Consider the following 25,740-nt stretch of genomic DNA (forward strand, 5'->3'; position numbering starts at 1 on the left):
AAATACTACGACGCCGAGGACGGCGTGCCGGAATACGGCTTCAAGGAGCCGTAGGCACCCGGCACGACGCGTCGATCAGGCACCGCCATCTTGCGAGGGCGGTGCCTTTTTCGTGCGCTGCAGCTCGACGGGCGAACGGGTTTCATGCTGGGTAGGTCCGCTCAAGCTTTCGCGTCGGCGAACCCGTTCCGGAGATGGTGTCCTCATGAATACTGCCGCACGCGCCTCCACCTGGGCCCCCCGGCTCCTGAGCATCCTGCGCATCGTGTCCGGATTGCTGTTCCTCGAGCACGGCACGCAGAAACTGCTCGGGTTTCCGGCCCGCATGGGCGGCGGAGGCGCGCCCGAACTCCTGTCGCTGATGGGCGCGGCCGGGCTCCTCGAACTCGTCGGCGGCGCGCTCATCCTGCTCGGCCTGTTCACCCGGCCGGTGGCCTTCCTGCTCTCGGGCCAGATGGCGGTGGGTTATTTCATGGCCCATGCGCCCAAGAGCCCGTTCCCGGCGCTCAACGGCGGCGATGCCGCGATCCTGTTCTGCTTCGTCTTCCTCTATTTTACCGCCGCCGGTGCCGGCCCGTGGAGCCTCGACGCGCAGCGTCGCAGCCGGTTGTAGAGACCACCGCCAAGGGCATCCCCAAACACAACGCCAAGCTGTGCCGTTCGTCACCGCGTTCGGTGGCGGATCTCGGCATCCTCGCTTCATGAGCAACGGCGCGCCGCCCGGCAGGGGCGGCGACGGGGATCGGACACGCAACGATGAGCGGCACCCTCACTCCCGTGGCAGAATCCGCGCCGATCCCTGTGCCGATCCTCGCCCCGGGCAGCCGGGCCGGCGCTCGCCTGCCGTTGGCCCTCAAGCTCGCCTACACCGCCTTCATGGCGGTGCTGGTGCCGACCTACTGGTACTATTACGGCCCGACCAACTTCCTGTACTTCTGCGATCTGGCGCTGATCCTGACACTTCTCGGACTCTGGACCGAGAGCGCGCTCCTCGTCTCCATGTGCGCCGTCGGCATCCTGGCACCGCAGGTGCTCTGGCTGGTGGATTTCGGCGCCGGGCTCTTCGGCGTGCCGCTCACCGGCATGACCGCCTACATGTTCAAGACGGAGAACTCGGCCTTCCTGCGCGGCCTGTCGCTGTTCCACGGCTGGCTACCGTTCCTGCTCGTCGCCCTGGTCTGGCGCCTCGGCTACGACCGCCGGGCCTGGGCCGCATGGTCGGCCCTCGCGGTGGTAGTGCTGAGCGTGTGCTTCGTCTTCATGCCGGCGCCGATGCCCGATCCCGGCCTTCTGCCGGTCAACATCAACTACGTCTGGGGCATGGACGACACCGCCGCCCAGACCTGGATGCCGGCCTGGGCTTGGTTCGCGATGCTTCTCGTCGGCATTCCGCTGCTCCTGTGCGGGCCGACGCATCTGGTCCTGCGGACCCTGATGCCGGCACCATTCAGCCGATGAACCGCCAGACGCTGCTGTGCTTGATCTCGGCATCCTCCAGCGACCGGCTCACCGGCACCGCGTAGGTGGCCAGCACCGTCAAGCGCTCGCGCGGCAGATAGGAGCGGCCGGGATCGCCCACCAGGACGGTGGCGCCGCGGGCATGAAGCCCCGAAAGCCAGGCGGTGACGCGGGCCGCCAGATCGCATTCGTAGAAGATGTCGGCGGCGAGCACGATTGCGCTGCCGGGGTCGGAGCCGATGAGGTCGGCCTGCACCGCTTCGATCCGGTCGGCGACGCCGTTGGCCGCCGCATTGAAGCCGATGGCCGACAGGGCGAGGGCATCGAGATCGCTGGCGGTGACGTGAGAGGCGCCGGCTTTGGCCGCCGCGATGGCGACCAGGCCCGATCCGGATGCGAAATCGAGGACCCGGCGCCCGGCGACGCAGGCGGGGTTGTCGAGGACGTAGCGGGCGAGGGCCTGTCCGCCGGCCCAGGCGAAGGCCCAGAACGGCGGCGGCAGGCCGATCGCGTCCAGTTCGTCCTCGGTCTTCTGCCACAGGTCGGTGGCCTCGTCGGCCACATGCAGGACGATCTCGGGGGCGTAGGGCACCGGCAGCAGCCGGGTGTTGGCCCGGATGAAGGCCAGGGGATCGGGCGAAGCGATCATGCGCCGAGCTCGGCGTAGATTCCGCAGACGGCCTGCGCCACCGCGTCCTCGGTGAACCCGCCCTCCAGGATGCGGGCGCGGGCCGCCTCTCCCATGCGGACCACCAGAGCGGGGTCGGCGGCGAGCCGCACCAGGGCCGCGGTCAGCGCCGCGACATCGTCGGGGGCCACCACGAGCCCCTCGATCCCGTCCCGCACCAGGGTGCGGCAGCCCGGCACGTCGGTGGTGAGGATGGCGCGACCGCAGGAGGCCGCCTCCAGCAGCGTGCGCGGCAGGCCCTCGCCGCCGCGCGAGGGCAGGCAGGCGACGTGGTGGGCGGCGTAGGTGCCGGCGACGTCGGTGGTGGGACCGTGCCAGGTCACGCCGTCCCCGGACCAGTCGCGCAGGGTCGCCTCCGGAATCGCCCGGCGGTTCGATGGGTCGGGGGTGCCGTAGAGGGAGAGTTCGACGGCGATGCCCTGCGCCCGGGCGCGGCGCACCGCCTCCACCGCGAGGTCGATTCCCTTCGACCACAGCATCCGGGCCACCAGGGCCACCCGCAACGGCGGGGCCGGCGGCATCGGCGCTGGATAGAACGCGGCCGGATCGACCCCGGCGCCACCGACGATGGTCACCCCGGTATCGGCCGGGTCGAGCCCCAGCGCTCGGGCATCGTCGGGATTCTCGAACAGGTAGTGCGTGTTTCGCGACGACAATGGCCCGCGGATGAGCTGGCGCAGGGCGAGGCGCGACAGCCGCCCGGTGGTGTCGGCGCGGGCTCCGAGCAGGCCGAGCCCGGTGAGCGCGTAGACCCGCGCCGCGATGCCCGCCATGGCGGCGGCCGTGCCGCCCACCACGATGGCGCGCAACGCGATGCAATGGACGATGTCGGCCTTCAGGGCCTTCAGGATGCCGGCGAGCTGCCCCGCCGCATAGCCCGCCGCCATCGGGTTGAGGCTCGATCGTTCGGCCTCGAGGGGCACCACCCGCGCGCCGGTGGCCTCGATCGCCGCGCGGTGCGCCCGCACCCGCGTCACCACGGTCACCGACAGGCCCATCGCCACGGCGGCACGGGCCATCGGCAGGAAATGCGAGGCGAAGAACCAATCCTCGGTGACGACGAAGACGAGGTTTTTTCGCGACGGGGGCGAGAGCGGCGTATCCATTGGCCGGTCTGTAGCATGGCCGTCCGCGCGAGCGGGGCCTCAAGATACGAGCGCGCGCGACGATGGAGACCCAGCCCCTGACGATCCGGAGCTTCGGCGAGGACGACCGCGCGGCGGTGAAGGCCCTGTGGCAGGTCTGCGGCCTCACCGTGCCGTACAACGATCCGGACGCGGATATCCATCGCGCCGCCGGCCAGCCGAATTCCGACATTCTGCTGGGCGTGTCCCCGGACGGCCGCGTTGGAGCCACGGTGATGGTCGGGCACGACGGACACCGGGGCTGGCTCTACTATGTCGCCGTCGATCCCGCCTTGCGGGGGCAGGGCCACGGTCGCGCCATCGTCGCGGCGGGAGAGGCGTGGCTGCGTGCGCGCCACGTTCCCAAGGCCCAGCTGCTGATCCGAGAGACCAATACGGGCGTGCGCGATTTCTACGCCGGCCTCGGCTGGGCCGCGATTCCCCGCATCGTCATGGAGCGCTGGCTTTAGGGCACCGCCGCGAAAAGTGGGCGCCCTCAGAACACGGCGTGGTCGCCGCGCTCGGCAAACGCTTCGCCGCGGATCAGACGCGCATAATAGTCGAACAGGGTTTCCGAACCCGTCGAAGGGGTGGCGCTGGCATCGTAGTGCCCCGTCACCGGATCCAGGACGAGCATGGATTCGGTGGCGTAGTAGCGCCCGATGCGCGCGAGCTCGGCCTTGGCGGCCAGTGCGGGGACCACCCGGCCGAGTGTTGCCAGAATGGCGATGATCACGTCCAGCAGCGCCACCGGCACGTGCTTGAATCGCGGTTCGCGCCCGAGCAGGGCGAAAAGCCGCTCGCCCTGCGCCTTCGGGGTGATCGCTTCGCCCGGTCCGCCGATCGGCAGCACGCGATTGCGCCGGTCTTCACGGTCGAGGCATTCGGCCAGATAGGTGCCCAGGTCGTCGTCGCTGATCGGCTTGCAGGCGGTCAGCAGCCCGTCGCCGAAGACCAGGAATGGCTTGCCGCGTTTCACCCGATCGATCTGGCCGGAGAGTGATTTGAAGAAGGCCGTGGGCCGGACGATCGTATAGTCGAGGCCCGACGCGGTCAGAACCGTCTCGAAAGCGAGCTTGGCGTGCTGAAACGCGAGGACCGGCTTTTGAACGCAGATCGCCGAGAGAAGCACCACATGCGTCACGCCGGCAGCCTTGCTCGCCTCCAGCGCGCTCACATGCGCGTCATGGTCGATCGCCCAGGCGTCGTCGGGCAAGCCGGTGCGCGACGCGAGACACGAGACCAGGACGTCGAAGCGCTCGCCGCGGAAGCCATCGCACGCGAGCGACACGGGATCGGTCACGTCCACGAACCGTGCGGCGGCCCCCGAAGGGAGGCGGGCACACGCGACCGGCCCGGAAGGGTCGCGGAGGTCGGCGCTGTGCCTGACGAGGCAGACGACCTCATGACCCCGTGACACCAGCGCCCGTACGGTGGCGCGGCCGATCGTGCCGGTACCGCCGAGAACGAGAACACGTCGGGGCTGCATGCCGTTCGGTCGATCCACGGTCACGCTCGTATCATCCAGACGCTCAGGATTCCGCGACAGACGGTTGTCGTTTGCAACGCGACGTCAACCCACAGCGCGCGCTTTTATGATCAGTCCCACAGGCGGATGTCCTTCGCCGGAACGCGATGTCGCGGCCGGAACGGCGTCCGGCCACCGCCGGTTGTCGCTCCACGCAACGATCGGGGACAACAGGCGATGGCGGCGGATCGGGACGAGGACTGGACTGTCGCCGATCCGCGGGACGCGGCCGAGGAAGCCGGTCTCACCTATATCGACGATGGCACGCCGGGTCTGACGCGGGCCAAGAGCGGCACCGGCTTCTCCTATCGGGACGCCAAGGGCGCGCCCGTGCGGGATGCCAAGGTTCTGGCCCGCATCCGGGCATTGGCGATCCCGCCGGCCTATACCGATGTTTGGATCTGCGCCCGCGCCAACGGCCACATCCAGGCCACCGGCCGCGACGCCAAGGGGCGCAAGCAGTATCGCTATCACGCCGATTTTCGCGCCGCGCGCGACCTGACCAAGTTCGAGCACGTGGTGGACTTCGCCGACGTGCTGCCAGCGATCCGCGCGCGGGTCGACGCCGACATGAGCAAGCGCGATCTGCCGCGCGAAAAGGTGCTGGCCACGGTGGTGCATCTGCTCGAAACCACGCTGATCCGGGTGGGCAACGACGATTACGCCCGCACCAACAAGAGCTTCGGCCTGACGACATTGCGCGATCGCCACGCGACGATCGCGGGGTCAAAGCTCACTTTCCGGTTCAAGGGCAAGAGCGGCAAGACCTGGAACCTCGGCGTGAAGGACCGGCGCGTCGCCCGGATCGTCAAGGCCTGCCAGGACTTGCCGGGCCAGGAACTGTTCCAGTATCGCGACGCCGACGGCGCGGTTCGTGACATCACCTCGGCGGACGTGAACGCGTATCTGCGCGAGATATCCGGCCGGGACATCACCGCGAAGGACTTCCGCACCTGGGCCGGTACGGTGCTGGCCGCCCTGGCGCTGCAGGAATTCGAGGCGTTCGACAGCGAGGCCGCTGCCAAGAAGAACCTGCGCACCGCCATCGAGAGTGTCGCCGCACGGCTCGGCAACACGCCGACTATCTGCCGCAAGTGCTACATCCACCCCCAGGTGCTCCACGGCTACCTCGAGGGCGACCTGCTGCTGCAGATCAAGGACGCGGTCGAAGACGAATTGCGCGCCGATCTGACCCGGCTTAAACCCGAGGAAGCTGCCGTGCTCGGGCTGCTCCAGGCGCGCCTCGCCAAGGACGCGAAAGGCGCGGCATCGAAAGCCAAATCGACGAAAGCCAAATCGACAAAAACCAAGTCGGCGACGGACGAGGACGCCTCTACCGACAAGCCGCGGCGCTCAGCCGGTAAGCGGGCCGTCCGCGGATCGTCTCCGCGCCACCGCGCCGCCTGACGGGGACCGCAAACCGGCCTCTCAGTCCTTTACCTGAACTGCTGCGCTCCCGAACTCGGATTGGATCAGCGACCCGTCACCGCCTTGGAGACGGTGTCGCGGCACCGGGTCAACCCCTCGATCGCCTCTGATCCGGGTTGTGGTCGAAGGCTGATGCGAGGACGACCACATTGGGCTAGACAGAGGAACGACCCCCTTCGAACGAGGGGAACAGGCCGAACGAGGTTTCGCCCATGGATGTCGACGCGCTCACGCTCTCGCGTATCCAGTTCGGCTTCACCATGGCCTTCCACATCATTTTCCCGGCCTTCACCATCGGCCTCGCGAGCTTTCTCGCCCGTCTCGAAGGCCAATGGCTGTGGACCGGCAACCCGATGTATCGGAACCTCTACCGGTTCTGGGTGAAGGTGTTCGCGGTGTCGTTCGGGCTCGGCGTCGTGTCCGGCATCGTGATGAGCTACCAGCTCGGTACCAACTGGTCGCGCTACGCCGACTTCACCGGCAACGTCCTCGGTCCGCTAATCCAATACGAAGTGATCACGGCGTTCTTTCTCGAAGCGGGCTTCCTCGGAATCATGCTGTTCGGCTGGGAGCGGGTCGGTGACCGACTGCACTTCCTCTCCACCTGCATGGTGGCCTTCGGCACCCTGGTCTCGGCCTTCTGGATCCTGTCGGCCAATTCCTGGATGCAGACCCCTGCGGGCTTTGTCGTCGAGAACGGCCGGGCGGTGGCCACCGACTGGTGGCAGGTGATCTTCAACCCGTCCTTCCCGATCCGCTACGCCCACATGGTGCTGGGCTGCTTCCTCACCACCGCCTTCGCGGTGGCCGGAATGTCGGCCTGGATGATCCTGCGTGGCCGCAAGGAGCCGGCCGAGAAGGTCGCCGGGGCCCGGATCTCGCTCTCGATGGCCCTGTGGTTCGCCGTCCTCTGCACGCCGATCCAGATCTTCATCGGCGATGCCCACGGCCTCGCGGTGCTGAAGCATCAGCCGACCAAGCTCGCCGCCATCGAGGCCAACTGGGACAGGCAGGCCGACATGCCCCTGCTGCTGTTCGCGATTCCCAACATGAAGGAGGAGCGCAACGACTTCGAGATCGGCATCCCGAAACTCGGCAGCTTCATCCTCACCCACGACTTCTCCGGCGTCGTGCCGGGCCTGAAGGACGTGCCGCCTGACCAGCGCCCCCCGGTCTGGCCGGTCTTCTACAGCTTCCGCATCATGGTCGCGATCGGCATGGCGATGCTGGGCCTCAGCCTGTGGAGCCTGTACCTGCGCTGGACGGGCACGCTCTACACCAATCGCTGGTTTCTCAACGCCGCCATGCTGATGACGCCGTCGGGCTTCGGTGCAGTGGTGTTCGGCTGGTTTACCGCCGAGATCGGGCGCCAGCCCTACATCGTCTACGGCCTGCTGCGGACGGCGGATGCGCATTCGCCCCTCACCGTCACTGCGGTGACGACCTCGCTCGTCGCCTTCCTGATCGCCTATGCGATCATCTTCGGGTTTGGCAGCTACTACCTCGCCAAGCTCCTGCGCAAAGGCCCGGAGCCCATCGAGGAGGCGATCCGCGCTGGCGATCTTGCCCAGAAGCCGAAACGGCCCCTCTCCGCGGTGGACGAAGGCCTGACCACCGCCTGACGCCGCGCCCCTGAGCGACGCCCGGTCAATGCCGGGCGTCGGTCTCGCCGAGGCGCAGGCGCTCGCAGCGCGTCGGCTCGGCGGAGGCGCGCCGGGTCTCCGCCTCGAACACCGGGGCCAGGCCGAGGTCGCGGGCCAGGGCGACGAGGTCCTTGAGGCGACCGGTCTGGGTCTTGCGCCGCAGGTTGAGGCGATGGGTCTCCACCGTGCGGACGCTGAGGTTGAGGCGGCGCGCGACCTCCTTGTTGCTGAACCCGGCACTGAGGAAGCGCAGGATCTCCGCCTCGCGCGGGGTCAGGCTGTCGCCGGCCTCCGTCGTCTTGGCGGCGGGGGCGGCCTGCGGCGGGGCGAGACCGGCCAGATCGAGAATGGCGGCGCACACGTCCCGAGGCTGGGCGCCGCGGGCGACGAAGGCGTCGGCGCCAGCGTTGATGAGCCGGCACAGGGTATCGGCCGGCAGCACTTCGAAGGCGACCAGGATCGTCAGCGCGGACCGGCGTTCCTTCAGGTGCCGGATGCGCGCCACCGCGGACTCTCCGCGATCACTGGGCACGAACACCACGGCGACGCTGCTCGCCGGATCGGTGAGCGACAGGTCCGCTTCGCTTAACGTCTGTAAGATTGGATGGTGCTCCAGCACCGCCCGAAACGTTGATTCGAGCCCTTCAGGCTCATCGATGATCAAGACCCCGACGGCTCGGTTCATGCCGCATCCCCTTCTTGTCCCGCCGCGACACACCGCGACAGCACTGGGATCAGTCAGATCAAGATTCGTTCCAGTGCTCTATTTGGCAAGACTCGCCTGGACTGGGGCGCAGTGTAGCGCGACTCTGGCGGAATTTACCAAGACTCTGCCTATACCCGCCGTGATTTGTCGACACTACCGAAACGCGCCGTGCCGCAACGGTACAGCTTGCCTGAAACCGGCATCCAAAACCGGACACCGCTCATGTCGGTCAGCCGGCCCGGGCCAGGACGAGGTCGGAAGCCGCCGTGACGATGCGATTGCGTCCGGTGGTCTTGGCCTCGTACAGGGCGATGTCGGCGCGCTTGAGCAGGCCCTCGACGGTGTCGCCTTCGCCCCACTCGCTGACCCCGAAGCTGCAGGTGAGCCGAATCGGCACCCGCGCGCCGCGGATGCGCAGGGCCTCCACCGCGATGCGCATCCGCCCGGCCAGGGCTTCCGCCTCGACCACCGAGCGGTGGGCAAGTACGATGGCGAATTCTTCGCCTCCGAGCCGCCCGACGATCCCTTCGGACGCGATCTCGCGGGCGACGGCCTGGATCGCGGCATCGCCGGCATCGTGGCCGTATTCGTCGTTGATCCGCTTGAAGTGATCGATGTCGATGGTCACCGCCGACATCTTGCCGTGGTCGCCCACGCGTTCGGCGGCATCGCGTGCGCGCTGGAAGAAGGCGCGGCGGTTGAGCAGGCCGGTGAGCGAATCCGTCCCGGCGAGCCGGATCAGTTCGCCCTGCATGGTGGTGAGCCTGTCGGCCGCGCGCATGCGAGCGTGAAGCTCTTCGGGTCCCGGCGGCTTCTCGATGAAGTCGTCGGCGCCGCTGTCGAGGGCCTCGGCGAGATTGCGGGCGTTGCGGGCCGAGGACATCGTCACGACGTAGAGCGGCCGATTGGACTCGGCGAGCAGGCGGGCGGACCAGCACAATTCGAGGCCGCTCAGGGGGCGGACCTCGAGGCTGGTGATCAGTACCCGCACCGTGTCGGTGTTCTCGACGTAATCGAGGGCCTCGGCCGAATCCGTGAAGGCACTGACGGTGTGTCCCTGCGGTTCGAGCAAGGCCGCGATCATCTTGAGGACGACGCGGCTGGTATCGACGAGGACGATATGCATGGTGGTGACGGGCCTGCCCTCGCGAAAGTTGATCGAGGATGGGCGTCACAGATTAATTTGTTACCAAAGGTCGTAGACCCGAACGGCAGTGTCGTCGGAAATTCTGGAGCGAGCGAAAATCGGATCAGCGCCGCACGTTCACGGTGACGATACGGGCTCCGCCGGGGCTTTCGGACGCCATCGGCGCGCCGAACCCTCGATCTCGAAATGCCGCCGCCGGCGACCAACGATCAGTGCGGCTCCGTGACAGAATGCGGGACCGTACCGTCCGGTCCCTCTGCGCCGTGGCCCGCGCGGGGGCGTTGATGACGTAGATCGTCGGTGTGCCGGTGGGCGCTTGGCGAATACCGGTCACGGTGGGAATACCGTAGGTGCCGTAGCCCCAGGCACTCGGCACGATCTGGGTCGGACGCGGAAACTGTGTCAGCGGTGCGCCGATATAGTCGCCGCGGATGGCCGGTCCGGCATAACCGTAGGAACCCGAATAGGCCGGGAACCCGCCGTATCCGTCGCCATAGACGTCCTGGGCTTGTGCGGCGCCGGCAGTCGCGAGCGACATGGCGACAATCAGAGTCGTCTTCAGCAAAGACACCATGCGACGCGACACTCCCTCGTGATCGACCCACGATGGAAAACCCGTCCGCACCCCGCGCGTTCCGGCCGGTCGCGACACACCGGCGTCGAAGACTGCGTAGGTCGGCTCAGTGGCAGGTGGTGACGCGGCGTACGATCCAGCCCTCGCCATCGACCCAGAGGCGGCGGCGCGACCGGCTGCAATTCGTCATCGCGTCGTCGGGCTCGCTGACCGACGCCACGGTGGTGACGGCATGCACATCCGCAGCATGCGCGGTGTTCTGATCCGCGGTCGTGGCGGCCATGGCGCCCGAGAACCCGGCGCAACCGAGCAATAGGGCGACCGCCAATGCGGTTGCTTGAACCTGTCTCGCGATCATTGCCCGACGTCCCGCCCGCGCGCCCGCAGGACACGCCATCCACCACCGACCGAGCCAGAGCGGATCCGCGACGGCTCTCTTACGGTCAAGTCTCGGGCAGCCCGAACGGTTGCAGGCCGGCGGTCGCGAGGCCGAAAATCGTCACTCTTTCGTCAGACTTTCAGCGGCTGGCGGTGACCGACAGCATCGGCAGGGTCACGGCAAGCTGCGTCCCCGCCATCCGGGCCGTCGGCTGGCGTCCGAGGGAGCCGGAGGACAGGATGACGGCGCCGAGACCGAGAAGCAGGCTGACGGCGAGGAGCGACGTCTCGATACCGCGATAGAACCCGTCCATCCGCAAATCCTCCCCAACCACCACGACATGATCGGCCGGGAGTGTGAGCGAACCGTAACCATTGCGTGTGTGGCGGAGGAGCGGCGGCGTTTGCGCACCGATCGTGTCTCAAGCCCTGCCGGCGGGCTGCATCCGTGCGAGGTCGGACTGCGGCGGCTGCAGCAGGGCGGCGGCGAGGTTGGCCTCGAGCACGATGAGGTCGCAATCGGGGTCGGGCTCCCAGCCGCAGCGGCAGCCGTTCGGCCCCTCGTGCGCCTGCGCCACCTGCCGATAGAGCGTGCCGATGGTGCGGGCCGCCACTTCGAGGGCGTGCATGGCCGGCAGCGGCGTCCGGTTCAGGCTCTGCCAGAACGCCCGGCGCAGGGCCTCGTCGAGAGCGTCTTCGGCCGTGCAGGTCTCGGTACAGGCATGGGGAATGTGGGCCTTCATGCGCGCTCTCCCCGGTGTGCGAGGGCGAGCACCGGCCGCGCCTCGGGCGTGGCCGCCACGAAATCGATGAGATCGGCGAGCCGGTGCAGCCGCAGGTCGACGGACGATCCGTCCCACCAAGCCAACTGCACGCAGGCCCGAACCCAGTCCAGCGCTCGTGTCATCATCCCGTCCTCCTTGAGCAAGGCTCGAAAAGCACCCTCGGAGGATTACTGGACAGTATTTTTCGGATTATCAAGCAAACTTTCGAAGATTAGAAACTGTTTAAATTGGAAATTACGGCCAAATTTCTGAGTTTATATTTGGATCAATTCCATATTACAGCAAAAGCACCATGTCGTTCGACGGGTCGCTCCACCTCCGCCTCAGCCCTGATAGGCGACCAGCACTGCGCCGGCCGCGATCAGGGCTACGCCGATCCAGTTCGAGAGGGAGAGCGTTTCGCCGAGCAGGGTCGTGCCGAGGATCGCCACAAGGACGACGCTGAGCTTGTCGATGGGCGCGACGCGGGCCGCGTCCCCGAGGGCGAGCGCGCGAAAATAGCAGAGCCAGGAGGCGCCCGTGGCCAGCCCTGAAAGGACGAGGAACCACGCGCTCCGGCCCGGGATGCCGGCGAGCCCTTGCGCCTGTCCCGAGGCGACCAGGATCGCGGCGGTCAGGCACAGGATCACCACCGTGCGCACGAAGGTGGCGACGTCCGAATTCACCCCGGTCACGCCGACCTTGGCGAGGATGGCGGTGAGCGCGGCAAAGCCCGCCGAGAGCAGCGCCCAGAAGCGCCAGGATTGCAGGAGCTGGTTCATCTCACATCGCCCTCGAGGCTGGCACCGGTCGGCGGCAACGCGCATGGGATATCGCAGCCGTCGGTGTCGTTCCGGTGTCGCGGATCACAGCACGGCCCGCATCAGCAACAGGCCGAGGAACAGGCCGCCGAGGCCGAGCGCCACCGAACCGAGGATGTAGAATGCCGCCGCCGCCGTCTGGCCGCGCTCCAGCAGGAGGACGCCTTCGAGGGCGTAGGACGAGAAGGTGGTGAAGCCGCCGAGCACGCCGGTGGCGAAGAACAGCCGCACCGGCTGGCTGCCGCCGCGCATGGCGTACCATCCGACGAGCACCCCCATGAGGATCGACCCGACGATGTTGATGACCATGGTGCCGTAGGGAAAGTTCGCACCGAGCCGCAGGGACGCAAGCCCGACGCCGTGGCGCGCCATGCCGCCAAATCCGGCCCCGAGAAAAACGATGAGGAAGCCCATGCGGATCGCGATCTCCGTTGCGGCCCTCGCCGAGGCAATGTCCGCGCCGAGGCAAGAACGGGCTTGGGAACGGGCTTGGGACGAGAACAGGCCTGGGAATAGTCACCGCGGCAGCGAAAGGGAAATCCCATCTTGGCGATGCGGCGGAGGTTCGTCGCACCGTCCGGTTCCGGCGATCGACCGCGAAGCGGTCCGGCCACCGAGAGAGGGGCCTCATAGCCAGCGACCCGCCAGGCCGACGCCTCCGAGGGTCGCGGCTCACGCTCCTGGGGATCAGTGCAGGCCCCCGCCCGCCGTGTTTCCGAGGTTCTGGGCGTTCGGGTCGCGCTCCGGGAAGTCGGCATTGCCGAGCGTACTGCTCCGGGCCTGATGAGAGACGTCGACGAGGCCGCCGAAGCCCCTCAGGCTTCCGGTCGAATCCGGGTCATACGAACCGGCGGAGACGGACCCGGACGGGATGCCCGCTCTGACGCGGTGCGTGGCGGCGCTGCCGGGCGTGGGCGCGACGAGGACCAGGGTGATGGCGGCGGCTGTTGTCCACATCCGCCCGGCGCGACGGGCTTCGGCTCGATGATTCAGCATGGCTCTCTCCTGACAGGCGCCCAGCCGAGGGCTGGTGCGGTGAGCTGCGGCCCCGGTTGCGTCGCTCCTGACGGAGTTCGGACCGTGCCGCTCTGCGACGAGAGGATCGTGGCCTCTCCAGCCAGCAAGACTGGCGACCCCGCCGGTTTATTCCCGGCGTTTCTACGTTGCCGGCGGGGATTTCTTTCGGCCCGTTGGGAATAAGCGCGGCGTTTCGGCAGTCTGGATCGTCGTGAGGGCGGAGACGCCCCTCGACCCTGCGCGGAGCCAGTCCGATGCCCGACCACGACGATGGCACGTTGAACCGGCGCGGGGCGCTCGCGTGCATGACCTGGGCCGGTACCGGCCTGCTCTGGTCGCTCGGCGGCGGGGTCCCGCGCGCCGTCGGCCTCGAAACGGCCGTGGCAACTGAAGCGCCGTCCGCACCGTTCCGCTTTCTCCAGATCAGCGACAGCCATGTCGGCTTCGACAAGGCCGCCAATCCCGACGCGCTCGGCACCCTGCGCGAAGCCGTCGCCAAGATCCGGCTGCTGCCGGACAAGCCCGACTTCATCATCCACACCGGCGACATCAGCCATCTCTCGAAGGAGCGGGAGTTCGACGATGCCGACCAGATCTTGCGCGAGACCGGTGTGCCGCTGTTCTTCGTGCCCGGCGAACACGATCTGCTCGATGACGACCAGGGCGGTGCCTATCGCGCCCGCTACGGCCAGGGATCACGCGGGGCGGGCTGGTACAGCTTCGATCGGCACGGCATCCACTTCGTCGGCCTCGTCAACGTCGTCGACCTGAAGGCCGGCGGCCTCGGCAACCTCGGGCCCGCGCAACTCGACTGGCTGGACCGGGACCTGGCGGGTCTGGCGTCGAGTACGCCCGTCGTCGTCTTTGCCCATATCCCGCTCTGGACCGTCTATCCCGAATGGGGCTGGGGCACGCAGGACGGCGCACGGGCACTGGCCAGCCTGAAGCGGTTCGGCTCGGTGACCGTGCTCAACGGGCATATCCACCAGATCATCCAGAAGGTGGAGGGCACCATCACCTTCCACACCGCGCGCTCGACCGCGTTTCCGCAGCCCGCACCCGGAACTGCGCCGTCGCCCGGACCGGTGAAGCTGCCGGCCGGCGAACTGCGCAAGGTGCTCGGCGTCGCCAGCGTGACCTTCGTGCGCGGAGCCGAACCGCTCGCGATCGTCGACACGCCGCTGGCCGGCTGAGCCCGGCCCCGCTCTCCCCCGATCAGGACGCGTCCCATGCCCGCCTCCCTCCCGCCCCAGCGCCATCGGGCCGGCCGCCGCGCCGCGCCATTGCTCGCGCTCCTCTTCATTCTTGCCGGCGGTCCGGAAGCCCGGTCCGCCGATCCGGTCGTGGTTCACATCGACAACTTCACCTTCGGGCCGGACACGATCACCGTCGCGCCGGGAACCGCCGTCACTTGGATCAACGGCGACGACATCCCCCATACGGTGGTGGCGAAGGACCGGCTCTTCCGTTCGAAAGCGCTCGATACTGAAGATCGCTACACGTTCGTCTTCACGCAGCCGGGCAAATACCCGTATTTCTGTTCGCTGCATCCGCACATGACCGGTACGGTGGTGGTGACGGGGCCGGCGGGTTGAACCGGCCTCCGGCCATGACCGCCGTGCCACGGTCAGGCGTAGGAGGGGCGTCATGACGGCGAGCCTGCTCGACGAGATCGGACCGGTTGGGTGGATCGCAGCGGCGCTCGCCCGCCTCGCCGCTTGGTCCGACGCGCTCCTGATGGCGGCCCTCGGCAGGGCTGATGCCGCCCATCCGGCGACCGTCGGACGAATTCGGCTAGCAGCATCCACCCGGGAGCCCGGCCCGGACGGTGCGTCGTTCCACGAGACCATCCTGCCGCATCTCGACGCCGCTTACACCCTGGCCCGGTTCCTGACACGGGACGCGGATGCGGCGGACGACATCGTTCAGGACGCTTTCCTGCGGGCGTTTCGGGCCTTCGGCGGGTTCCGCGGCGGCGATGCGCGCGCCTGGCTCCTCGCCATCGTCCGCAACTGCGTGCGCAGCTGGGCTTGCGAGCGCAACCGGGCCCGGGCGACGTCGCGGTCGCTGACGGACAATCAGGCAACGGACGAGGCGGACGAGGCCGCGGAAATCTGGGATCCCGATCAGGACAATCCGGAAACCGCGCTCCTGCGCGCAAGCGAGGCGGGCCTGATCCGCCGCCTGATCGAGGCACTGCCCGTGGCGTTCCGCGAGGTGCTGGTGATGCGCGAGTTCGATGATCTGTCCTATCGGCAGATCGCCGAGATCACGGACGCGCCGATCGGCACCGTGATGTCGCGCCTTGCCCGGGCCCGGCAGATGTTCGGAGCCGCCTGGCGGCGCCAGCATACGGACGGGCAGCCATGACGTGCCCGCCCGACCCGCCCTGCGGCGCCTGGTCCGACCTGTTGAACGCCCTCGTGGACGGCGAACTCGATGCGGCCAACAGCCTGGCCTGCGAGGCCCATGTGGCTCAATGCCAAGCCTGTGCGGAAGACCTTACCCGCCTGCGCAATGTGCGGGCCGTTCTGGCGCGAGACGGCATTACCTGGACCGCGCCCGTGGCGCTCCGCACCCGCATCGTCTCCGCCCTCGCTCGGGAGGAGGCGCGAATGGGTCGGGACGCTCCGACACGGTCCGCCGCCGGAGGGTTCGGCGCCCTTGGTTGGAACCGGCTGCGGGACGTAGCGGGGCGATGGGGCCTCGCACCGGCCGGCCTGGCCCTCGCCGCGAGCCTCGCCCTCGCGATCCTGGTCACCCGCCCGGATACTGGCGCGGATCTATCGGGCGAACTGGTCGCCGGGCACGTCCGTTCGCTTCTCGCCAGCCATCTCACCGACGTCCAAACCTCCGACCAGCACACGGTCAAGCCGTGGTTCATCGGCAAGATCGACTTCGCGCCGCCGGTGATCGATCTCGCCGATCGCGGCTTCGCGCTGATCGGGGGGCGCCTCGACTATATCGAGAACAGGGTCGTGGCCGTGCTGATCTACAAACGGCACAAGCACATCATCAACCTGTTCCTGTGGCCGGCCAGCCCGTCGCGGGCGGGTATGCTGACCCGGGAAGGCTACACCATCCTCGGCTGGCAACAGGCCGGTCTGACCTTCTGGGCGGTCTCGGACCTCAACCCGGTCGAACTGAAGGAATTTCAGGACGATTTCGCGGAGCGCGCCCCGCATTGAAACGCCGCCCGGCTCGGCACCGGGCGGCATCGACTTAGCCCAGAATGCTCAGCCGAGAATCTTGTCGATGGTGATCGGCAGGTCCCGGATACGTTTTCCGGTGGCGTGGAACACCGCATTGGCCACCGCGGCCGCGGTGCCGACGATGCCGATCTCGCCCAGGCCCTTCACACCCATCGGGTTGGCCTTGTCCTCTTCCTCGACGAAGATCACGTCGATGTCGTGGATGTCGGCATTCACCGGCACGTGATACTCGCCGAAATTGTGGTTCATGAACCGACCGATAGTGTGATCGAGCATCGACTCCTCCTCCAGAGCCGAGCCGATTCCCATGACCACGCCGCCGAGAATCTGGCTGCGTGCGGTCTTGGGGTTGAGGATCTTGCCCGCCGCGATGGCCGAGACCACGCGGGTGACGCGCACCACCCCGAGATCCTCGTCGATCTTCACCTCCACGAACACCGCCGAATGGGTGTAGGGCGCAAACGCCTTCATGTGGCCGGCATCCGGACCGGCCGAGCCCGTGGCCTCCAGCTTCTCCGTGCCGGTGGCCTTCAGGACGTCGGCGAGGGCGATGGCGCGGGTTTCGTCGCCCGCCACCAGGATGTGGCCATCCTTGAAGATCGCCCGGTCGAGATCGACATTGGCGAGCGGCGAATCGTCGAGGCCGCGCGCCAGGGCGAAGACCTGGGAGGCGAGGTCGCGGCAGGCCCGCATCACCGCCGTGCCGGAGGAGGCCGCGGTCCACGAGCCGCCGGCGAGCGGCGCCTCGGCGAGGTTGGTGTCGCCGAGCTTCGTGGTCACATCCTCCATCCGGAGCCCGAGGGCATCGGCGGCGATCTGCGTCAGGATGGTATAGGTGCCGGTGCCGATATCGCCGGTCGAATTCCCGATTTCGAGCTTGCCGTCCTGGGTGAGCGTCGCCTTGGCGCTCGACTGCATCATCATCGATTCCCAGATGCCGGTGGCCATGCCCCAGCCGACAAGCTCGCGGCCGTCGCGCATCGAGCGTGGCTCGGGATTGCGCGTCGACCAGCCGAAGCGCTCCGCGCCCTCGGCGTAGCAGGCGCGCAGGGATTTCGAGCTGAACGGCTTGCCCTCGGTGCGGTCGCTTTCGCTGTAGTTCTTGAGGCGAAGCGCGATCGGGTCCTGGCCGGTCTCGTAGGCGAGCTCGTCCATGGCGATTTCGAGGGCCATCACGCCGGTCACGGCACCGGGTGCCCGCATGTCGGAGGGCGTGTAGGTGTCGAGCTGGGCCAGCTTATAGGTCAGCGCCACGTTGGCGCAATCGTAGAGGATGCCCGACCAGTTGACGACGACCTCCTGGTAATCCTCGAAGTTCGAGGTGCCCGAAATGGCGTCGTGCCGGATCGACTGAAGGCCCCCGGTCGCGTCCGCCCCGAACGACACCGTCTGCAACACGTCAGGGCGATAGCCGAAGGTGAACATCTGGTCGCGGGTCAGCACCACCCGCACCGAGCGCTCCAGATCGCGCGCGGCGAGGACGGCCAAGAACAGCTGGTATTGCGGGCGTAGACCCGATCCGAAGCCGCCGCCGAGATACGGGTTGAGGACGCGGACATCCTCCTTCTTCATCCCGAAGACCGCCGCGATGTAGCTGTGCGAGTTCACCACGCCCTGGATCTTGTCGTAGACGGTGATCTTGCCGCCGCCGTCCCAGACCACCGTCGAGGCGTGCGGCTCCATCGGGTTGTGGTGCTCCACCGCCAGACGATAGTCGCGCGACATCTTGACGGGAGCCGCATCGTAGGCGCCCGCGGCATCGCCCCATGGCTCCGGCGGCGGCTTGATGCCACCGCGCTTCTTCGGCGGCACATAGGCGAGATCACGCTGGGCGGCGACGTCGGTCGTGGGCATCTCGGCTTCGTAGGCGACCTTCACCAGCGAGGCGGCGTAGCGGGCGGTGCCGAAATCCTCGGCCACCACCAGGGCGACCGGCTGGCCGCTATAATGAATCTTGTCGTCGTAGAGCGGCCGGAACGGTGAGCCGGGAGGGGCCACCATGTCCTGATAATTGTAGTCGAGCCACGCCGTGCGCGGACGGTTCTCGTGGGTGAGGACCTTGATCACGCCGGGCACCGCCTCGGCCGCCGCGGTGTCGATGGCGGTGATGCGGCCGCGGGCGATGCCGCTCGACACCACGTAGCCGTGGGCGAGGTCCGGGGCCGAAAATTCGCCGGCATATTTCGCCTGACCCGTGACCTTGGCCGGTCCGTCGACGCGGCTGCGGGCCGTGCCGACATAGGTGTCGGTGCCGGAGGTGCTGATGGTGCTGGCCATGTGCTGGTTCTCTCAGGCGATGCGTTTGTCGGACTGCGACTGGGGCGTACCGGCGGCGGCCTGGGACAGGCCGCGCACGATCGCGCGCCGCGCGAGCTCGATCTTGAACGCGTTCTCGGATTGGGGCTTGGCCTCCCGCACGACGATGTCGGCGGCGGCCGCGAAGGTCTCTTGCGTCGCCGGTTTGCCGGCGAGGTAGGCTTCCGCCTCCGGGTTGCGCCATGGCTTGTGGGCGACCCCACCGAGGGCGAAACGGGCAGTCTCGATGGTATCGCCATCGAGCGTCATCACCGCTGCCACTGAAACCAGGGCGAAGGCATAGGATAGCCGGTCGCGCAGCTTCAGGTAGGTATGATGCGGTCCGAAATCCTCGTCGGGCAGATCCACCGACAGGACGATCTCGCCGGCCCTCAGGTTGGTGTCGCGCTCGGGGTTGTCGCCGGGCAGCCGGTGGAACTCGCCGAAGGGAATCGTGCGCTCGCCGTTGGGACCGGTCACGCGGACCGTGGCGTCGAGGGCGGCGAGACCGACGCACATGTCGGAGGGGTGCGTGGCGATGCACGAATCGCTCGCCCCGAGGATGGCATGGATGCGATTGACGCCGCCGATGGCCGGGCAGCCCGAGCCGGGCTGGCGTTTGTTGCAGGGTGTCGCTTCGTCGTAGAAGTAATAACACCGGGTGCGCTGGTTGAGATTGCCGCCGGTGGTGGCCGCGTTGCGCAGCTGGCCCGAGGCGCCGGCCAGGATCGCACTGGCGAGAAGCGGATAGCGCGCGCTCACCTGTGGATCATAGGCCACCGTGGCGTTGGTGACGAGGGCGCCGATGCTGAGGGTCCCGTCGCGGTCCTCGATCCGGTCGAGGGGCAGGCGGGTGATGTCGACGAGCAGGCCGGGCCGCTCGACATTGTATTTCATCAGGTCGACGAGGTTGGTGCCGCCGGCGATGAAGCGCGCGTTCGTCCCCGAGCCGATGGCGCGGATCGCCTCGTCGACGGTCTCGGCCCGGATGTAATCGAAGCGGTTCATTTCGCGGCTCCCGCGTGCATCACGTCTTGAATCGCATCGACGATGTTGGTGTAGGCGCCGCAGCGACAGATGTTGCCGCTCATCGCCTCGCGGATTTCCTCGCGGGACTGGGCGTGGCCCTCCGCCAGCATGCCCACCGCCGAGCAGAGCTGTCCGGGGGTGCAGTATCCGCACTGGAACGCATCGTGCTCCACGAAGGCCGCCTGCAGCGGGTGCAGGCCGGCGCCTTCGGCGAGCCCCTCGACGGTGGTGACACTGGCGCCGTCCTTCATCACGGCGAGCGCCAGGCAGGAATTGATGCGAGTTCCGTCGACCAGGACCGTGCAGGCGCCGCACTGGCCGTGGTCGCAGCCCTTCTTGGTGCCGGTGAGGTCGAGATCCTCGCGCAGCAGATCGAGCAGCGTGGTCCAGGGCGCCACCTGAAGGGTGCGGACCTGTCCGTTGATCGTCAGGGTGATATCGAGAGTCTGCGCCGCGCCGGGCGAGCCGCTTTCGATGAGCATGGCGTTATCCGTGACAGTGAGGGCGGACGCCGGAGACCGCCGGGTTTCGAAAAATTCCGTCGAGGCGGCCGGGGCGGGAAAAAGCATCCACCCTCGGCCGGTTCAGTCGATAACCATTCCAGATTGCCACTGTTCCCTGGACGCCGGCTGCCGTGAACGGGTTTGCACCCCTCGGCGCCCTCGGCTAACCGATGGGGCGATTTCTGACGAAGGACGTCCGATGGCTGCGCTCGCACCGGTTCTCAACGACATCGACCGCGATCTCGACAATGCGCTGGAGCGCCTGTTCGCGTTCCTGCGCATCCCGTCGATTTCCACTGATCCGGCCTTTGCCGGCCCTTGCCGCGAGGCGGCGCACTGGCTCGAGGGTACCCTGACGGCACTCGGCTTCGAGACCGCGATCCACGAGACCTCGCTCTATCCGGTGGTGCTGGCCCATGCGCCGAAGCCGGGGGCGCCGCACGTCCTGTTCTACGGGCATTACGACGTGCAGCCGGTGGATCCGGAGAACCTCTGGGAGACGCCGCCCTTCGAGCCGCGCCTGGCCCTGAACGGCAAGGGCGAAAAGCAGATCGTCGCGCGCGGCGCCTCGGACGACAAGGGTCAGGTGATGACCTTCATCGAGGCCTGCCGCGCCTGGAAGGCGATGACCGGCGAGCTGCCCTGCGGCGTCACCATCCTGATCGAGGGTGCCGAGGAGAACGGCTCGCAGGGCCTGCCCGAATGGGTCGCGGCCAACCGCGACAAGCTGGCGGCCGACATCGTGCTCGTGTGCGACACCAGCATGTGGAATTCCACCACGCCGGCCATCACGACGTCGCTGCGCGGGCTCGCCTATTTCGAGGTGAAGGTCACCTGCGCCGACCGCGACCTGCATTCCGGCTTCTTTGGGGGCGCGGCCCGCAACCCGATCCACGTCCTGTCGAAGATCATCGCCGACCTGCACGACGCGGACGGCAAGGTGGCGCTGCCGGGCTTCTACGAGGGCGTGCGCGAGACCCCGCAGGACATCCTCGACCAGTGGCGGGGCCTCGACTTCACCGCCGAGACGTTCCTTGGTCCCATCGGCCTGTCCGAGCCGGCGGGCGAGCGCGGGCGGATGCTGATCGAGCTGATCCAGTCGCGCCCGGCCTGCGACGTCAACGGCATCATCGGCGGCTATACCGGGGAGGGCACCAAGACCGTCATCGCCGGTCAGGCGAGTGCGAAGGTCTCGTTCCGCCTCGTGGACGATCAGGACCCGGAGCAGCTCGCCAAGACCTTCGAGGCCTTCGTGCGCGAACGCATCCCCGCCGACTGCTCGGTGGAGGTGATCTGCTACAAGGGTAGCCGCGCCATCAGCCTGCCGTTCGACATGCCCGAGTTGGAGACCGCCCGGGCCGCCCTGGCCGAGGAGTGGGGCGTGCCCGCCGTCACCATCGGGGCCGGCGGCTCGATCCCCATCGTCGGCGACTTCAAGCGGCTGCTCGACCGCAACACGCTGCTGATCGGTTTCGGCCTCGACGACGACCGCATCCATTCGCCCAACGAGAAATACGACCTCAAGAGCTTCCACAAGGGCACCCGCTCCTGGGCGCGCATCCTGGCGGCCTTTGGCGAACGGGCAGGCTGAAGCTGTCTGCGGGCCGGATCGCGACGCCGATCCGGTCACCCGCGTGAGGGGATCGTTCCGCACGATCCCTTCCGGCCGGATTGCGGAGGCGGTGTCAGGCCGCGCCGCGCGCGTCGGATTCGCCGCCCGATTCGACGAAGACCTTGAGCTCGTCCAGCGACGCGAAGGTATAGCGCCCGCGCGGCGTATCCGCCTCGATCGAGCCGTTCGAGAACATCACGTAGGTGTTGCCGCCGGAGGCGTAGGTTCCGACCACCTGAAGGGCCTCCTCCGCCGGCGCTTCGGCGTGGGTCTCGTCCGCGGCCGGCGCCTCGATCACCGGTTCGGGCGTCGCGACGAAGGAGGGACGCAGCAGAATCGGCGGCTCTGCCGTCATCGCGGCCGGCTCCGGAGCGGCCGGGATGAACAGATCGTCCTCATGCGGCGCGATCACGGAGGGGGTGTCGTGCACGAGGGTGGGTGCCTCATACGACGGCGGGACATGCGGCGGCGCGACCTCCTCCACCGGCGGCAGCAGATCCGGCAGAAGCGGCTCGGCTTCGGCGGCCCTATGCGGCTCCGCGGCAGACGGTTCGGCGCCGGCCCGCGTGGCGGACAATCCGGCGAGACTGCCCAAGGCCGCACCGCTCAAGCCGAGACCTGCTGCGCCAAGCCCTGCTGCGCCGAGACTCGGTCGCTGCCGGACGGGAAGCGTCCCTATCGTGACGTCGTCGGCAATCGGCTCCGCTGCGGTCGGCTCTTGCTTCGCGGGCGGCTCTTGCCTCACGGCAGGCTCCCCAAGCGTGGGTGCGGTGATCTCCCGATAGGGAGCCGGCTCACCCAGAGCCGCCTCGCGCCCGCCGACCCATGCCGCCTCCAGGCGTTTCAGGCGGATCGCCACGGTGGCGATCCCGAGAAGGACCGCGCCGGCCGAGGCGGTGGTGGCCCCCGCGATGGTCATCGCCAGACCGCTCTCCAGGCGTACGAACGGAAACCCCTGGATGACCGACGCGATGCCGCCGACGATCATGACAACGGCGAGCGCGAACAGCGCAATGATCATGGAACTCTCGAAAAACGCCCGCACCCTGAGTGCGGCGCGCACAGTAAAGCTCTGCCGGGCTTTTGCAAAATCAGGGGTGGCGAAGTCCGGGTCGATTTGCGCGCTGGCGTCGCCCTCAGCGCAAACAGGGCCGTTGCCGCCGCGCAGGCATCGACTTAGGTATCGGCGCGTTGGTCCCGGAGGCGGTGGACCCGTTTCGCCTTCAGCGGTTCGCCCGCGCCTTCGTCCCAAGCCTCACGATCCGGAGAGTTGCCGATGACCTTCACCCTGCCCGAACTGCCCTACGCCTACGATGCGCTCGGCCCCTACATGTCGAAGGAAACCCTCGAGTTCCACCACGACAAGCACCACAAGGCCTATGTCGACACGGGCAACAAGCTGCTCGAAGGCACCGGCCTCGAAGGCAAGAGCGTCGAAGAGGTCCTGATCGCGGCCTACGGCAACAACCAGCCGCTCTTCAACAATGCCGGCCAGCACTACAACCACATCCATTTCTGGCAGTGGATGAAGCCCAATGGCGGCGGCGCCGTGCCGGGCGCGCTCGCTAAGAAGATCGATGAGGATCTCGGCGGCTTCGAGAAATTCAAGGCCGACTTCATCCAGGCCGGCATCGGCCAGTTCGGCTCTGGCTGGGCCTGGCTCGCGGTCAAGGACGGCAAGCTCGCGATCCTGAAGACCCCCAACGGCGAGAACCCGCTGGTGCACGGCGCCAAGCCGATCCTCGGCGTCGATGTGTGGGAGCACTCCTACTACATCGATTATCGCAACCGGCGTCCCGACTACCTCAAGGCGTTCATCGAGAACCTGGTGAACTGGGAGCACGTCGAGACGATGTACGCCGAGGCGACCAAGTAAGGTCGGCCCTCCGAAATTCGCGCCGCGGGTCGCCCGACCCGCGGCGTCGTCATGTCCGCCACCCGAGGGGACGGCGGGAACCGCTTCTCAACGCCTTCCGACCAAAGCCTGTCCGATACGGTCGCCATCCGGTCAGATCGAAAAGGCCCACCCAAGACCTCATCCTGAGGTGCCGCGTCAGCGGCCTCGAAGGAGATCTCCAGTGCGCTCTGCGAGGCCTGGAGCGCGCCTCCTCAGCGTCCGCTGCGCGTAAAGATGCGGTGCGGGAATCGGGACCACTCCTCGGATCGGGCGGAAAGCGTATGACACGGCCGGTCAGGCTGGTTTCCTAGCCCTCCCGCCTGCTCCGCAGGTGCTCTCCTCCGCAGAGGGGGAGGGTTTTCGTCGCGCATGTCGAGTTCTTATGATCCGCAGCATTCTCTCCGTCGGCGGCTGGACGCTGGTCTCGCGCGTCACCGGCTTTGCCCGCGATGTGGTGATGGCCGCGATCCTCGGGGCGGGGCCGGTGGCCGATGCCTTCGTCGTCGCCTTCCGCCTGCCCAACCATTTCCGCGCCATCTTCGGCGAGGGCGCGTTCAACACCGCCTTCGTGCCGACCTATGCGAGCCTGTCCGAGGCCGCCGAGGCGGGCGCGGCGCGGCGTTTCTCCGACCGCATCTTCACCCTGATGCTGCTGGTGCAGATCGTCTTCCTGGCGCTTGCGATGCCGGCGATGCCCTGGGTGGTGAAGGCGCTGGCGCCGGGCTTCTCCGACGATCCGGAGCGCTTCGCGCTCGCCGTCTCGCTCACCCGGATCACCTTCCCGTACCTGCTGTTCATGACGCTGGTGACGCTGTTCTCCGGCATCCTCAACGCGCATCGGCGCTTCGCCGTGGCGGCCGGCGCGCCGATCCTCCTCAACCTGTCGATGCTGGCGGCCCTGGCGCTGGCCTCCCTGTTCCCGAACGCGGCCTACGCCGCCGCCTGGGGCGTCTCGGTCTCGGGCGTGCTGCAATTCGCCCTGGTGTGGTGGGCGTGCCGGCGCGCCGGAATGGCGCCGTCCCTCACCGGCCCGACCCTGCGCGACCCCACCATGGTGCGGTTCTTCAAGGTGCTGGGACCGGCGGTGATCGGCTCGGCCGGTTTCCAGATCGCGGCGTTCGCCGACACCATCATCGCGAGCTTCCTGCCCATCGGCGCGGTCTCGGCGCTGTACTACGCCGACCGCCTGTACCAGCTGCCCTTCGGCGTCATCGCCATCGCGGCCGGCACGGTGCTGCTGCCCGAGATGAGCCGGCGCATCGCCGGCGGGGACGTGGCCGGTGCCCATGCGGCGCAGAACCGGGCGGCGGGATTTTCGCTCGCCCTGTCGGCGCCGTTCACCATCGCCTTCCTGACGCTGCCCGGCCTGATCATGGTGGCGTTGTTCCAGCGCGGCGCCTTCGGGGCGGAGGATGCCGCCCGCGCGGCCTCGGTGCTCGCCGCCTACGGCCTGGCGCTCCCCGCCGTGGTGCTCCTGCGCAGCGCGCTCGCGAGCTTCTACGCCCGGCAGGACACGATGACCCCGCTCATCGCCTCGCTCTCGGCCATCGCGATCAATGTCGGCCTCAAGATCGTGCTCACCGGTCCCTACGGCGTCACCGGGCTCGCGCTCGCCACCGCCATCGGCCAATGGGTCAACCTCGCGATCCTGGTGGCGCTCGCCTGGCGGCGGGGCTGGATGGCGCCGGGCCGGACCCTCGGCATCACGGTCCTGGGCGTCGTCGTCGCCTGCCTCGGCCTGACCGCGACGGCGCTCTATGGTCTGTCCGTCGTCGAGGGCCTGGTTCCGGCCCTGCCGCATGGCCGCGAGATCGCAGTGCTGGCCGGTCTCGGCCTGATCGGAACGCTGGTCTACGCCGCCCTGCTGCTCGGGACGCTGCGGGCGTTCGGCCTGCGGCTCCGCCGCGCCTGAGGGG

Annotated in this window: 29 protein-coding genes; 12 read left to right on the plus strand and 17 right to left on the minus strand. The window is 68.0% G+C overall.

The genetic code is table 11. The features are described from left to right. Window positions 1-205: 205 nt before the first annotated feature. The gene (locus G3T14_RS18935) at window positions 206-613 is read left to right on the plus strand and encodes a DoxX family protein (RefSeq protein WP_163644102.1); all 408 of its coding nucleotides are present in this window, start codon (window positions 206-208) and stop codon (window positions 611-613) included. Between the two features lie 143 nt (window positions 614-756). Beyond that, on the plus strand, window positions 757-1,458 hold the full coding sequence (locus tag G3T14_RS18940; protein WP_246733426.1) for a hypothetical protein: 702 nt from the start codon (window positions 757-759) through the stop codon (window positions 1,456-1,458). Here the strand turns inward: G3T14_RS18940 and G3T14_RS18945 are convergent. Together G3T14_RS18945 and G3T14_RS18950 are read right to left on the minus strand one after the other, a co-directional pair. Continuing rightward, entirely contained in the window at window positions 1,448-2,107 is a 660-nt protein-coding gene (locus G3T14_RS18945; protein ID WP_163644103.1) for a methyltransferase, read from the minus strand. The two genes, G3T14_RS18940 and G3T14_RS18945, sit on opposite strands and share 11 nt — an antisense overlap. Beyond that, entirely contained in the window at window positions 2,104-3,252 is a 1,149-nt protein-coding gene (locus tag G3T14_RS18950; RefSeq protein ID WP_163644104.1) for a glycosyltransferase, read from the minus strand. The genes G3T14_RS18945 and G3T14_RS18950 overlap by 4 nt, the downstream gene beginning before the upstream one ends. 62 nt (window positions 3,253-3,314) lie before the next feature. On the opposite strand from G3T14_RS18950, the gene G3T14_RS18955 reads away from it, so the two are divergent. Next, on the plus strand, window positions 3,315-3,740 hold the full coding sequence (locus G3T14_RS18955; protein ID WP_163644105.1) for a GNAT family acetyltransferase: 426 nt from the start codon (window positions 3,315-3,317) through the stop codon (window positions 3,738-3,740). A gap of 26 nt (window positions 3,741-3,766) precedes the next feature. Here G3T14_RS18955 and G3T14_RS18960 read toward each other — a convergent pair whose 3' ends face one another. Then, on the minus strand, window positions 3,767-4,759 hold the full coding sequence (locus G3T14_RS18960; RefSeq protein ID WP_163644106.1) for an NAD(P)H-binding protein: 993 nt from the start codon (window positions 4,757-4,759) through the stop codon (window positions 3,767-3,769). 216 nt (window positions 4,760-4,975) lie between these two features. Here G3T14_RS18960 and G3T14_RS18965 point away from each other — a divergent pair, with 216 nt between their 5' ends. Then, window positions 4,976-6,205, plus strand: a complete 1,230-nt coding sequence (locus G3T14_RS18965; RefSeq protein ID WP_163644107.1) for a DNA topoisomerase IB — start codon at window positions 4,976-4,978, stop codon at window positions 6,203-6,205. 233 nt (window positions 6,206-6,438) lie between these two features. Next, complete coding sequence (locus G3T14_RS18970) at window positions 6,439-7,848, plus strand: cytochrome ubiquinol oxidase subunit I (protein ID WP_163644108.1); 1,410 nt, start codon at window positions 6,439-6,441, stop codon at window positions 7,846-7,848. A gap of 25 nt (window positions 7,849-7,873) precedes the next feature. Here the strand turns inward: G3T14_RS18970 and G3T14_RS18975 are convergent, their stop codons facing one another. The 10 genes from G3T14_RS18975 to G3T14_RS19015 all read right to left on the minus strand — a co-directional run bounded on the left by G3T14_RS18975 (window position 7,874) and on the right by G3T14_RS19015 (window position 13,255). Further along, complete coding sequence (locus G3T14_RS18975; protein WP_163644109.1) at window positions 7,874-8,554, minus strand: response regulator transcription factor; 681 nt, start codon at window positions 8,552-8,554, stop codon at window positions 7,874-7,876. Between the two features lie 250 nt (window positions 8,555-8,804). Then, the gene (locus G3T14_RS18980) at window positions 8,805-9,701 is read right to left on the minus strand and encodes a diguanylate cyclase (RefSeq protein WP_163644110.1); all 897 of its coding nucleotides are present in this window, start codon (window positions 9,699-9,701) and stop codon (window positions 8,805-8,807) included. A 124-nt stretch (window positions 9,702-9,825) separates the two neighbouring features. After that, window positions 9,826-10,260, minus strand: coding sequence for a hypothetical protein (locus G3T14_RS18985; RefSeq protein ID WP_204262944.1), 435 nt, complete (start codon window positions 10,258-10,260; stop codon window positions 9,826-9,828). A gap of 142 nt (window positions 10,261-10,402) precedes the next feature. After that, the gene (locus G3T14_RS18990) at window positions 10,403-10,654 is read right to left on the minus strand and encodes a hypothetical protein (protein WP_163644099.1); all 252 of its coding nucleotides are present in this window, start codon (window positions 10,652-10,654) and stop codon (window positions 10,403-10,405) included. 160 nt (window positions 10,655-10,814) lie between these two features. After that, the gene (locus tag G3T14_RS24750) at window positions 10,815-10,988 is read right to left on the minus strand and encodes a hypothetical protein (RefSeq protein WP_204262945.1); all 174 of its coding nucleotides are present in this window, start codon (window positions 10,986-10,988) and stop codon (window positions 10,815-10,817) included. A gap of 108 nt (window positions 10,989-11,096) precedes the next feature. Then, complete coding sequence (locus G3T14_RS18995) at window positions 11,097-11,417, minus strand: hypothetical protein (RefSeq protein ID WP_163644111.1); 321 nt, start codon at window positions 11,415-11,417, stop codon at window positions 11,097-11,099. After that, window positions 11,414-11,584, minus strand: coding sequence for a hypothetical protein (locus G3T14_RS19000; protein ID WP_163644100.1), 171 nt, complete (start codon window positions 11,582-11,584; stop codon window positions 11,414-11,416). The genes G3T14_RS18995 and G3T14_RS19000 overlap by 4 nt, the downstream gene beginning before the upstream one ends. Window positions 11,585-11,782: 198 nt before the next feature. Further along, entirely contained in the window at window positions 11,783-12,220 is a 438-nt protein-coding gene (locus G3T14_RS19005) for an EamA family transporter (protein ID WP_163644112.1), read from the minus strand. Between the two features lie 84 nt (window positions 12,221-12,304). Continuing rightward, the gene (gene crcB, locus G3T14_RS19010) at window positions 12,305-12,673 is read right to left on the minus strand and encodes a fluoride efflux transporter CrcB (protein WP_163644113.1); all 369 of its coding nucleotides are present in this window, start codon (window positions 12,671-12,673) and stop codon (window positions 12,305-12,307) included. 273 nt (window positions 12,674-12,946) lie between these two features. After that, the gene (locus G3T14_RS19015) at window positions 12,947-13,255 is read right to left on the minus strand and encodes a hypothetical protein (protein WP_163644101.1); all 309 of its coding nucleotides are present in this window, start codon (window positions 13,253-13,255) and stop codon (window positions 12,947-12,949) included. A gap of 275 nt (window positions 13,256-13,530) precedes the next feature. Between G3T14_RS19015 and G3T14_RS19020 the strand changes: the two genes are divergently transcribed. From G3T14_RS19020 to G3T14_RS19035, 4 genes are read left to right on the plus strand one after another with little or no spacing between them, the layout of a single operon-like run. Beyond that, complete coding sequence (locus tag G3T14_RS19020) at window positions 13,531-14,469, plus strand: metallophosphoesterase (protein WP_163644114.1); 939 nt, start codon at window positions 13,531-13,533, stop codon at window positions 14,467-14,469. Between the two features lie 36 nt (window positions 14,470-14,505). Further along, complete coding sequence (locus tag G3T14_RS19025; protein WP_163644115.1) at window positions 14,506-14,871, plus strand: cupredoxin family copper-binding protein; 366 nt, start codon at window positions 14,506-14,508, stop codon at window positions 14,869-14,871. 52 nt (window positions 14,872-14,923) lie between these two features. Further along, entirely contained in the window at window positions 14,924-15,646 is a 723-nt protein-coding gene (locus G3T14_RS19030) for a sigma-70 family RNA polymerase sigma factor (protein WP_246733427.1), read from the plus strand. Continuing rightward, entirely contained in the window at window positions 15,643-16,464 is an 822-nt protein-coding gene (locus tag G3T14_RS19035) for an anti-sigma factor (RefSeq protein WP_163644116.1), read from the plus strand. The genes G3T14_RS19030 and G3T14_RS19035 overlap by 4 nt, the downstream gene beginning before the upstream one ends. Before the next feature lie 48 nt (window positions 16,465-16,512). On the opposite strand, the gene G3T14_RS19040 is transcribed toward G3T14_RS19035, so the two are convergent. The 3 genes from G3T14_RS19040 to G3T14_RS19050 are packed head-to-tail and all read right to left on the minus strand — an operon-like array spanning window position 16,513 to window position 20,294. Further along, on the minus strand, window positions 16,513-18,765 hold the full coding sequence (locus G3T14_RS19040; RefSeq protein ID WP_163644117.1) for a xanthine dehydrogenase family protein molybdopterin-binding subunit: 2,253 nt from the start codon (window positions 18,763-18,765) through the stop codon (window positions 16,513-16,515). A gap of 12 nt (window positions 18,766-18,777) precedes the next feature. Then, window positions 18,778-19,791 (minus strand): xanthine dehydrogenase family protein subunit M, encoded by a 1,014-nt coding sequence (locus tag G3T14_RS19045; RefSeq protein WP_163644118.1) that lies wholly within the window; start codon window positions 19,789-19,791, stop codon window positions 18,778-18,780. After that, the gene (locus G3T14_RS19050) at window positions 19,788-20,294 is read right to left on the minus strand and encodes a (2Fe-2S)-binding protein (RefSeq protein ID WP_163644119.1); all 507 of its coding nucleotides are present in this window, start codon (window positions 20,292-20,294) and stop codon (window positions 19,788-19,790) included. The genes G3T14_RS19045 and G3T14_RS19050 overlap by 4 nt, the downstream gene beginning before the upstream one ends. Before the next feature lie 220 nt (window positions 20,295-20,514). On the opposite strand from G3T14_RS19050, the gene G3T14_RS19055 reads away from it, so the two are divergent. After that, window positions 20,515-21,906, plus strand: a complete 1,392-nt coding sequence (locus G3T14_RS19055; protein ID WP_163644120.1) for a M20/M25/M40 family metallo-hydrolase — start codon at window positions 20,515-20,517, stop codon at window positions 21,904-21,906. A 94-nt stretch (window positions 21,907-22,000) separates the two neighbouring features. On the opposite strand, the gene G3T14_RS19060 is transcribed toward G3T14_RS19055, so the two are convergent. Further along, window positions 22,001-22,948 carry a hypothetical protein gene (locus tag G3T14_RS19060; protein ID WP_163644121.1) on the minus strand — a complete coding sequence of 316 codons (948 nt, stop codon included), beginning with the start codon at window positions 22,946-22,948 and terminating at the stop codon, window positions 22,001-22,003. 255 nt (window positions 22,949-23,203) lie between these two features. On the opposite strand from G3T14_RS19060, the gene G3T14_RS19065 reads away from it, so the two are divergent. Beyond that, entirely contained in the window at window positions 23,204-23,803 is a 600-nt protein-coding gene (locus G3T14_RS19065) for a superoxide dismutase (protein ID WP_163644122.1), read from the plus strand. A 403-nt stretch (window positions 23,804-24,206) separates the two neighbouring features. Then, entirely contained in the window at window positions 24,207-25,736 is a 1,530-nt protein-coding gene (murJ, locus tag G3T14_RS19070; RefSeq protein ID WP_163644123.1) for a murein biosynthesis integral membrane protein MurJ, read from the plus strand. Window positions 25,737-25,740 lie beyond the last annotated feature (4 nt).

Origin of the sequence: Methylobacterium sp. BTF04 (assembly GCF_010692745.1) — a bacterium.
Classification (GTDB): Bacteria; Pseudomonadota; Alphaproteobacteria; order Rhizobiales; family Beijerinckiaceae; genus Methylobacterium.

Bases quoted from the DNA above. Each gene is read 5' to 3' on its own strand.
- G3T14_RS18935 (WP_163644102.1), top strand. From the start codon at position 206: ATGAATACTGCCGCACGCGCCTCCACCTGGGCCCCCCGGCTCCTGAGC.
- G3T14_RS18940 (WP_246733426.1), top strand. From the start codon at position 757: ATGAGCGGCACCCTCACTCCCGTGGCAGAATCCGCGCCGATCCCTGTG.
- G3T14_RS18945 (WP_163644103.1), bottom strand. From the start codon at position 2,107: ATGATCGCTTCGCCCGATCCCCTGGCCTTCATCCGGGCCAACACCCGG.
- G3T14_RS18950 (WP_163644104.1), bottom strand. From the start codon at position 3,252: ATGGATACGCCGCTCTCGCCCCCGTCGCGAAAAAACCTCGTCTTCGTC.
- G3T14_RS18955 (WP_163644105.1), top strand. From the start codon at position 3,315: ATGGAGACCCAGCCCCTGACGATCCGGAGCTTCGGCGAGGACGACCGC.
- G3T14_RS18960 (WP_163644106.1), bottom strand. From the start codon at position 4,759: ATGCAGCCCCGACGTGTTCTCGTTCTCGGCGGTACCGGCACGATCGGC.
- G3T14_RS18965 (WP_163644107.1), top strand. From the start codon at position 4,976: ATGGCGGCGGATCGGGACGAGGACTGGACTGTCGCCGATCCGCGGGAC.
- G3T14_RS18970 (WP_163644108.1), top strand. From the start codon at position 6,439: ATGGATGTCGACGCGCTCACGCTCTCGCGTATCCAGTTCGGCTTCACC.
- G3T14_RS18975 (WP_163644109.1), bottom strand. From the start codon at position 8,554: ATGAACCGAGCCGTCGGGGTCTTGATCATCGATGAGCCTGAAGGGCTC.
- G3T14_RS18980 (WP_163644110.1), bottom strand. From the start codon at position 9,701: ATGCATATCGTCCTCGTCGATACCAGCCGCGTCGTCCTCAAGATGATC.
- G3T14_RS18985 (WP_204262944.1), bottom strand. From the start codon at position 10,260: ATGTCGCTCGCGACTGCCGGCGCCGCACAAGCCCAGGACGTCTATGGC.
- G3T14_RS18990 (WP_163644099.1), bottom strand. From the start codon at position 10,654: ATGATCGCGAGACAGGTTCAAGCAACCGCATTGGCGGTCGCCCTATTG.
- G3T14_RS24750 (WP_204262945.1), bottom strand. From the start codon at position 10,988: ATGGACGGGTTCTATCGCGGTATCGAGACGTCGCTCCTCGCCGTCAGC.
- G3T14_RS18995 (WP_163644111.1), bottom strand. From the start codon at position 11,417: ATGAAGGCCCACATTCCCCATGCCTGTACCGAGACCTGCACGGCCGAA.
- G3T14_RS19000 (WP_163644100.1), bottom strand. From the start codon at position 11,584: ATGATGACACGAGCGCTGGACTGGGTTCGGGCCTGCGTGCAGTTGGCT.
- G3T14_RS19005 (WP_163644112.1), bottom strand. From the start codon at position 12,220: ATGAACCAGCTCCTGCAATCCTGGCGCTTCTGGGCGCTGCTCTCGGCG.
- crcB (WP_163644113.1), bottom strand. From the start codon at position 12,673: ATGGGCTTCCTCATCGTTTTTCTCGGGGCCGGATTTGGCGGCATGGCG.
- G3T14_RS19015 (WP_163644101.1), bottom strand. From the start codon at position 13,255: ATGCTGAATCATCGAGCCGAAGCCCGTCGCGCCGGGCGGATGTGGACA.
- G3T14_RS19020 (WP_163644114.1), top strand. From the start codon at position 13,531: ATGCCCGACCACGACGATGGCACGTTGAACCGGCGCGGGGCGCTCGCG.
- G3T14_RS19025 (WP_163644115.1), top strand. From the start codon at position 14,506: ATGCCCGCCTCCCTCCCGCCCCAGCGCCATCGGGCCGGCCGCCGCGCC.
- G3T14_RS19030 (WP_246733427.1), top strand. From the start codon at position 14,924: ATGACGGCGAGCCTGCTCGACGAGATCGGACCGGTTGGGTGGATCGCA.
- G3T14_RS19035 (WP_163644116.1), top strand. From the start codon at position 15,643: ATGACGTGCCCGCCCGACCCGCCCTGCGGCGCCTGGTCCGACCTGTTG.
- G3T14_RS19040 (WP_163644117.1), bottom strand. From the start codon at position 18,765: ATGGCCAGCACCATCAGCACCTCCGGCACCGACACCTATGTCGGCACG.
- G3T14_RS19045 (WP_163644118.1), bottom strand. From the start codon at position 19,791: ATGAACCGCTTCGATTACATCCGGGCCGAGACCGTCGACGAGGCGATC.
- G3T14_RS19050 (WP_163644119.1), bottom strand. From the start codon at position 20,294: ATGCTCATCGAAAGCGGCTCGCCCGGCGCGGCGCAGACTCTCGATATC.
- G3T14_RS19055 (WP_163644120.1), top strand. From the start codon at position 20,515: ATGGCTGCGCTCGCACCGGTTCTCAACGACATCGACCGCGATCTCGAC.
- G3T14_RS19060 (WP_163644121.1), bottom strand. From the start codon at position 22,948: ATGATCATTGCGCTGTTCGCGCTCGCCGTTGTCATGATCGTCGGCGGC.
- G3T14_RS19065 (WP_163644122.1), top strand. From the start codon at position 23,204: ATGACCTTCACCCTGCCCGAACTGCCCTACGCCTACGATGCGCTCGGC.
- murJ (WP_163644123.1), top strand. From the start codon at position 24,207: ATGATCCGCAGCATTCTCTCCGTCGGCGGCTGGACGCTGGTCTCGCGC.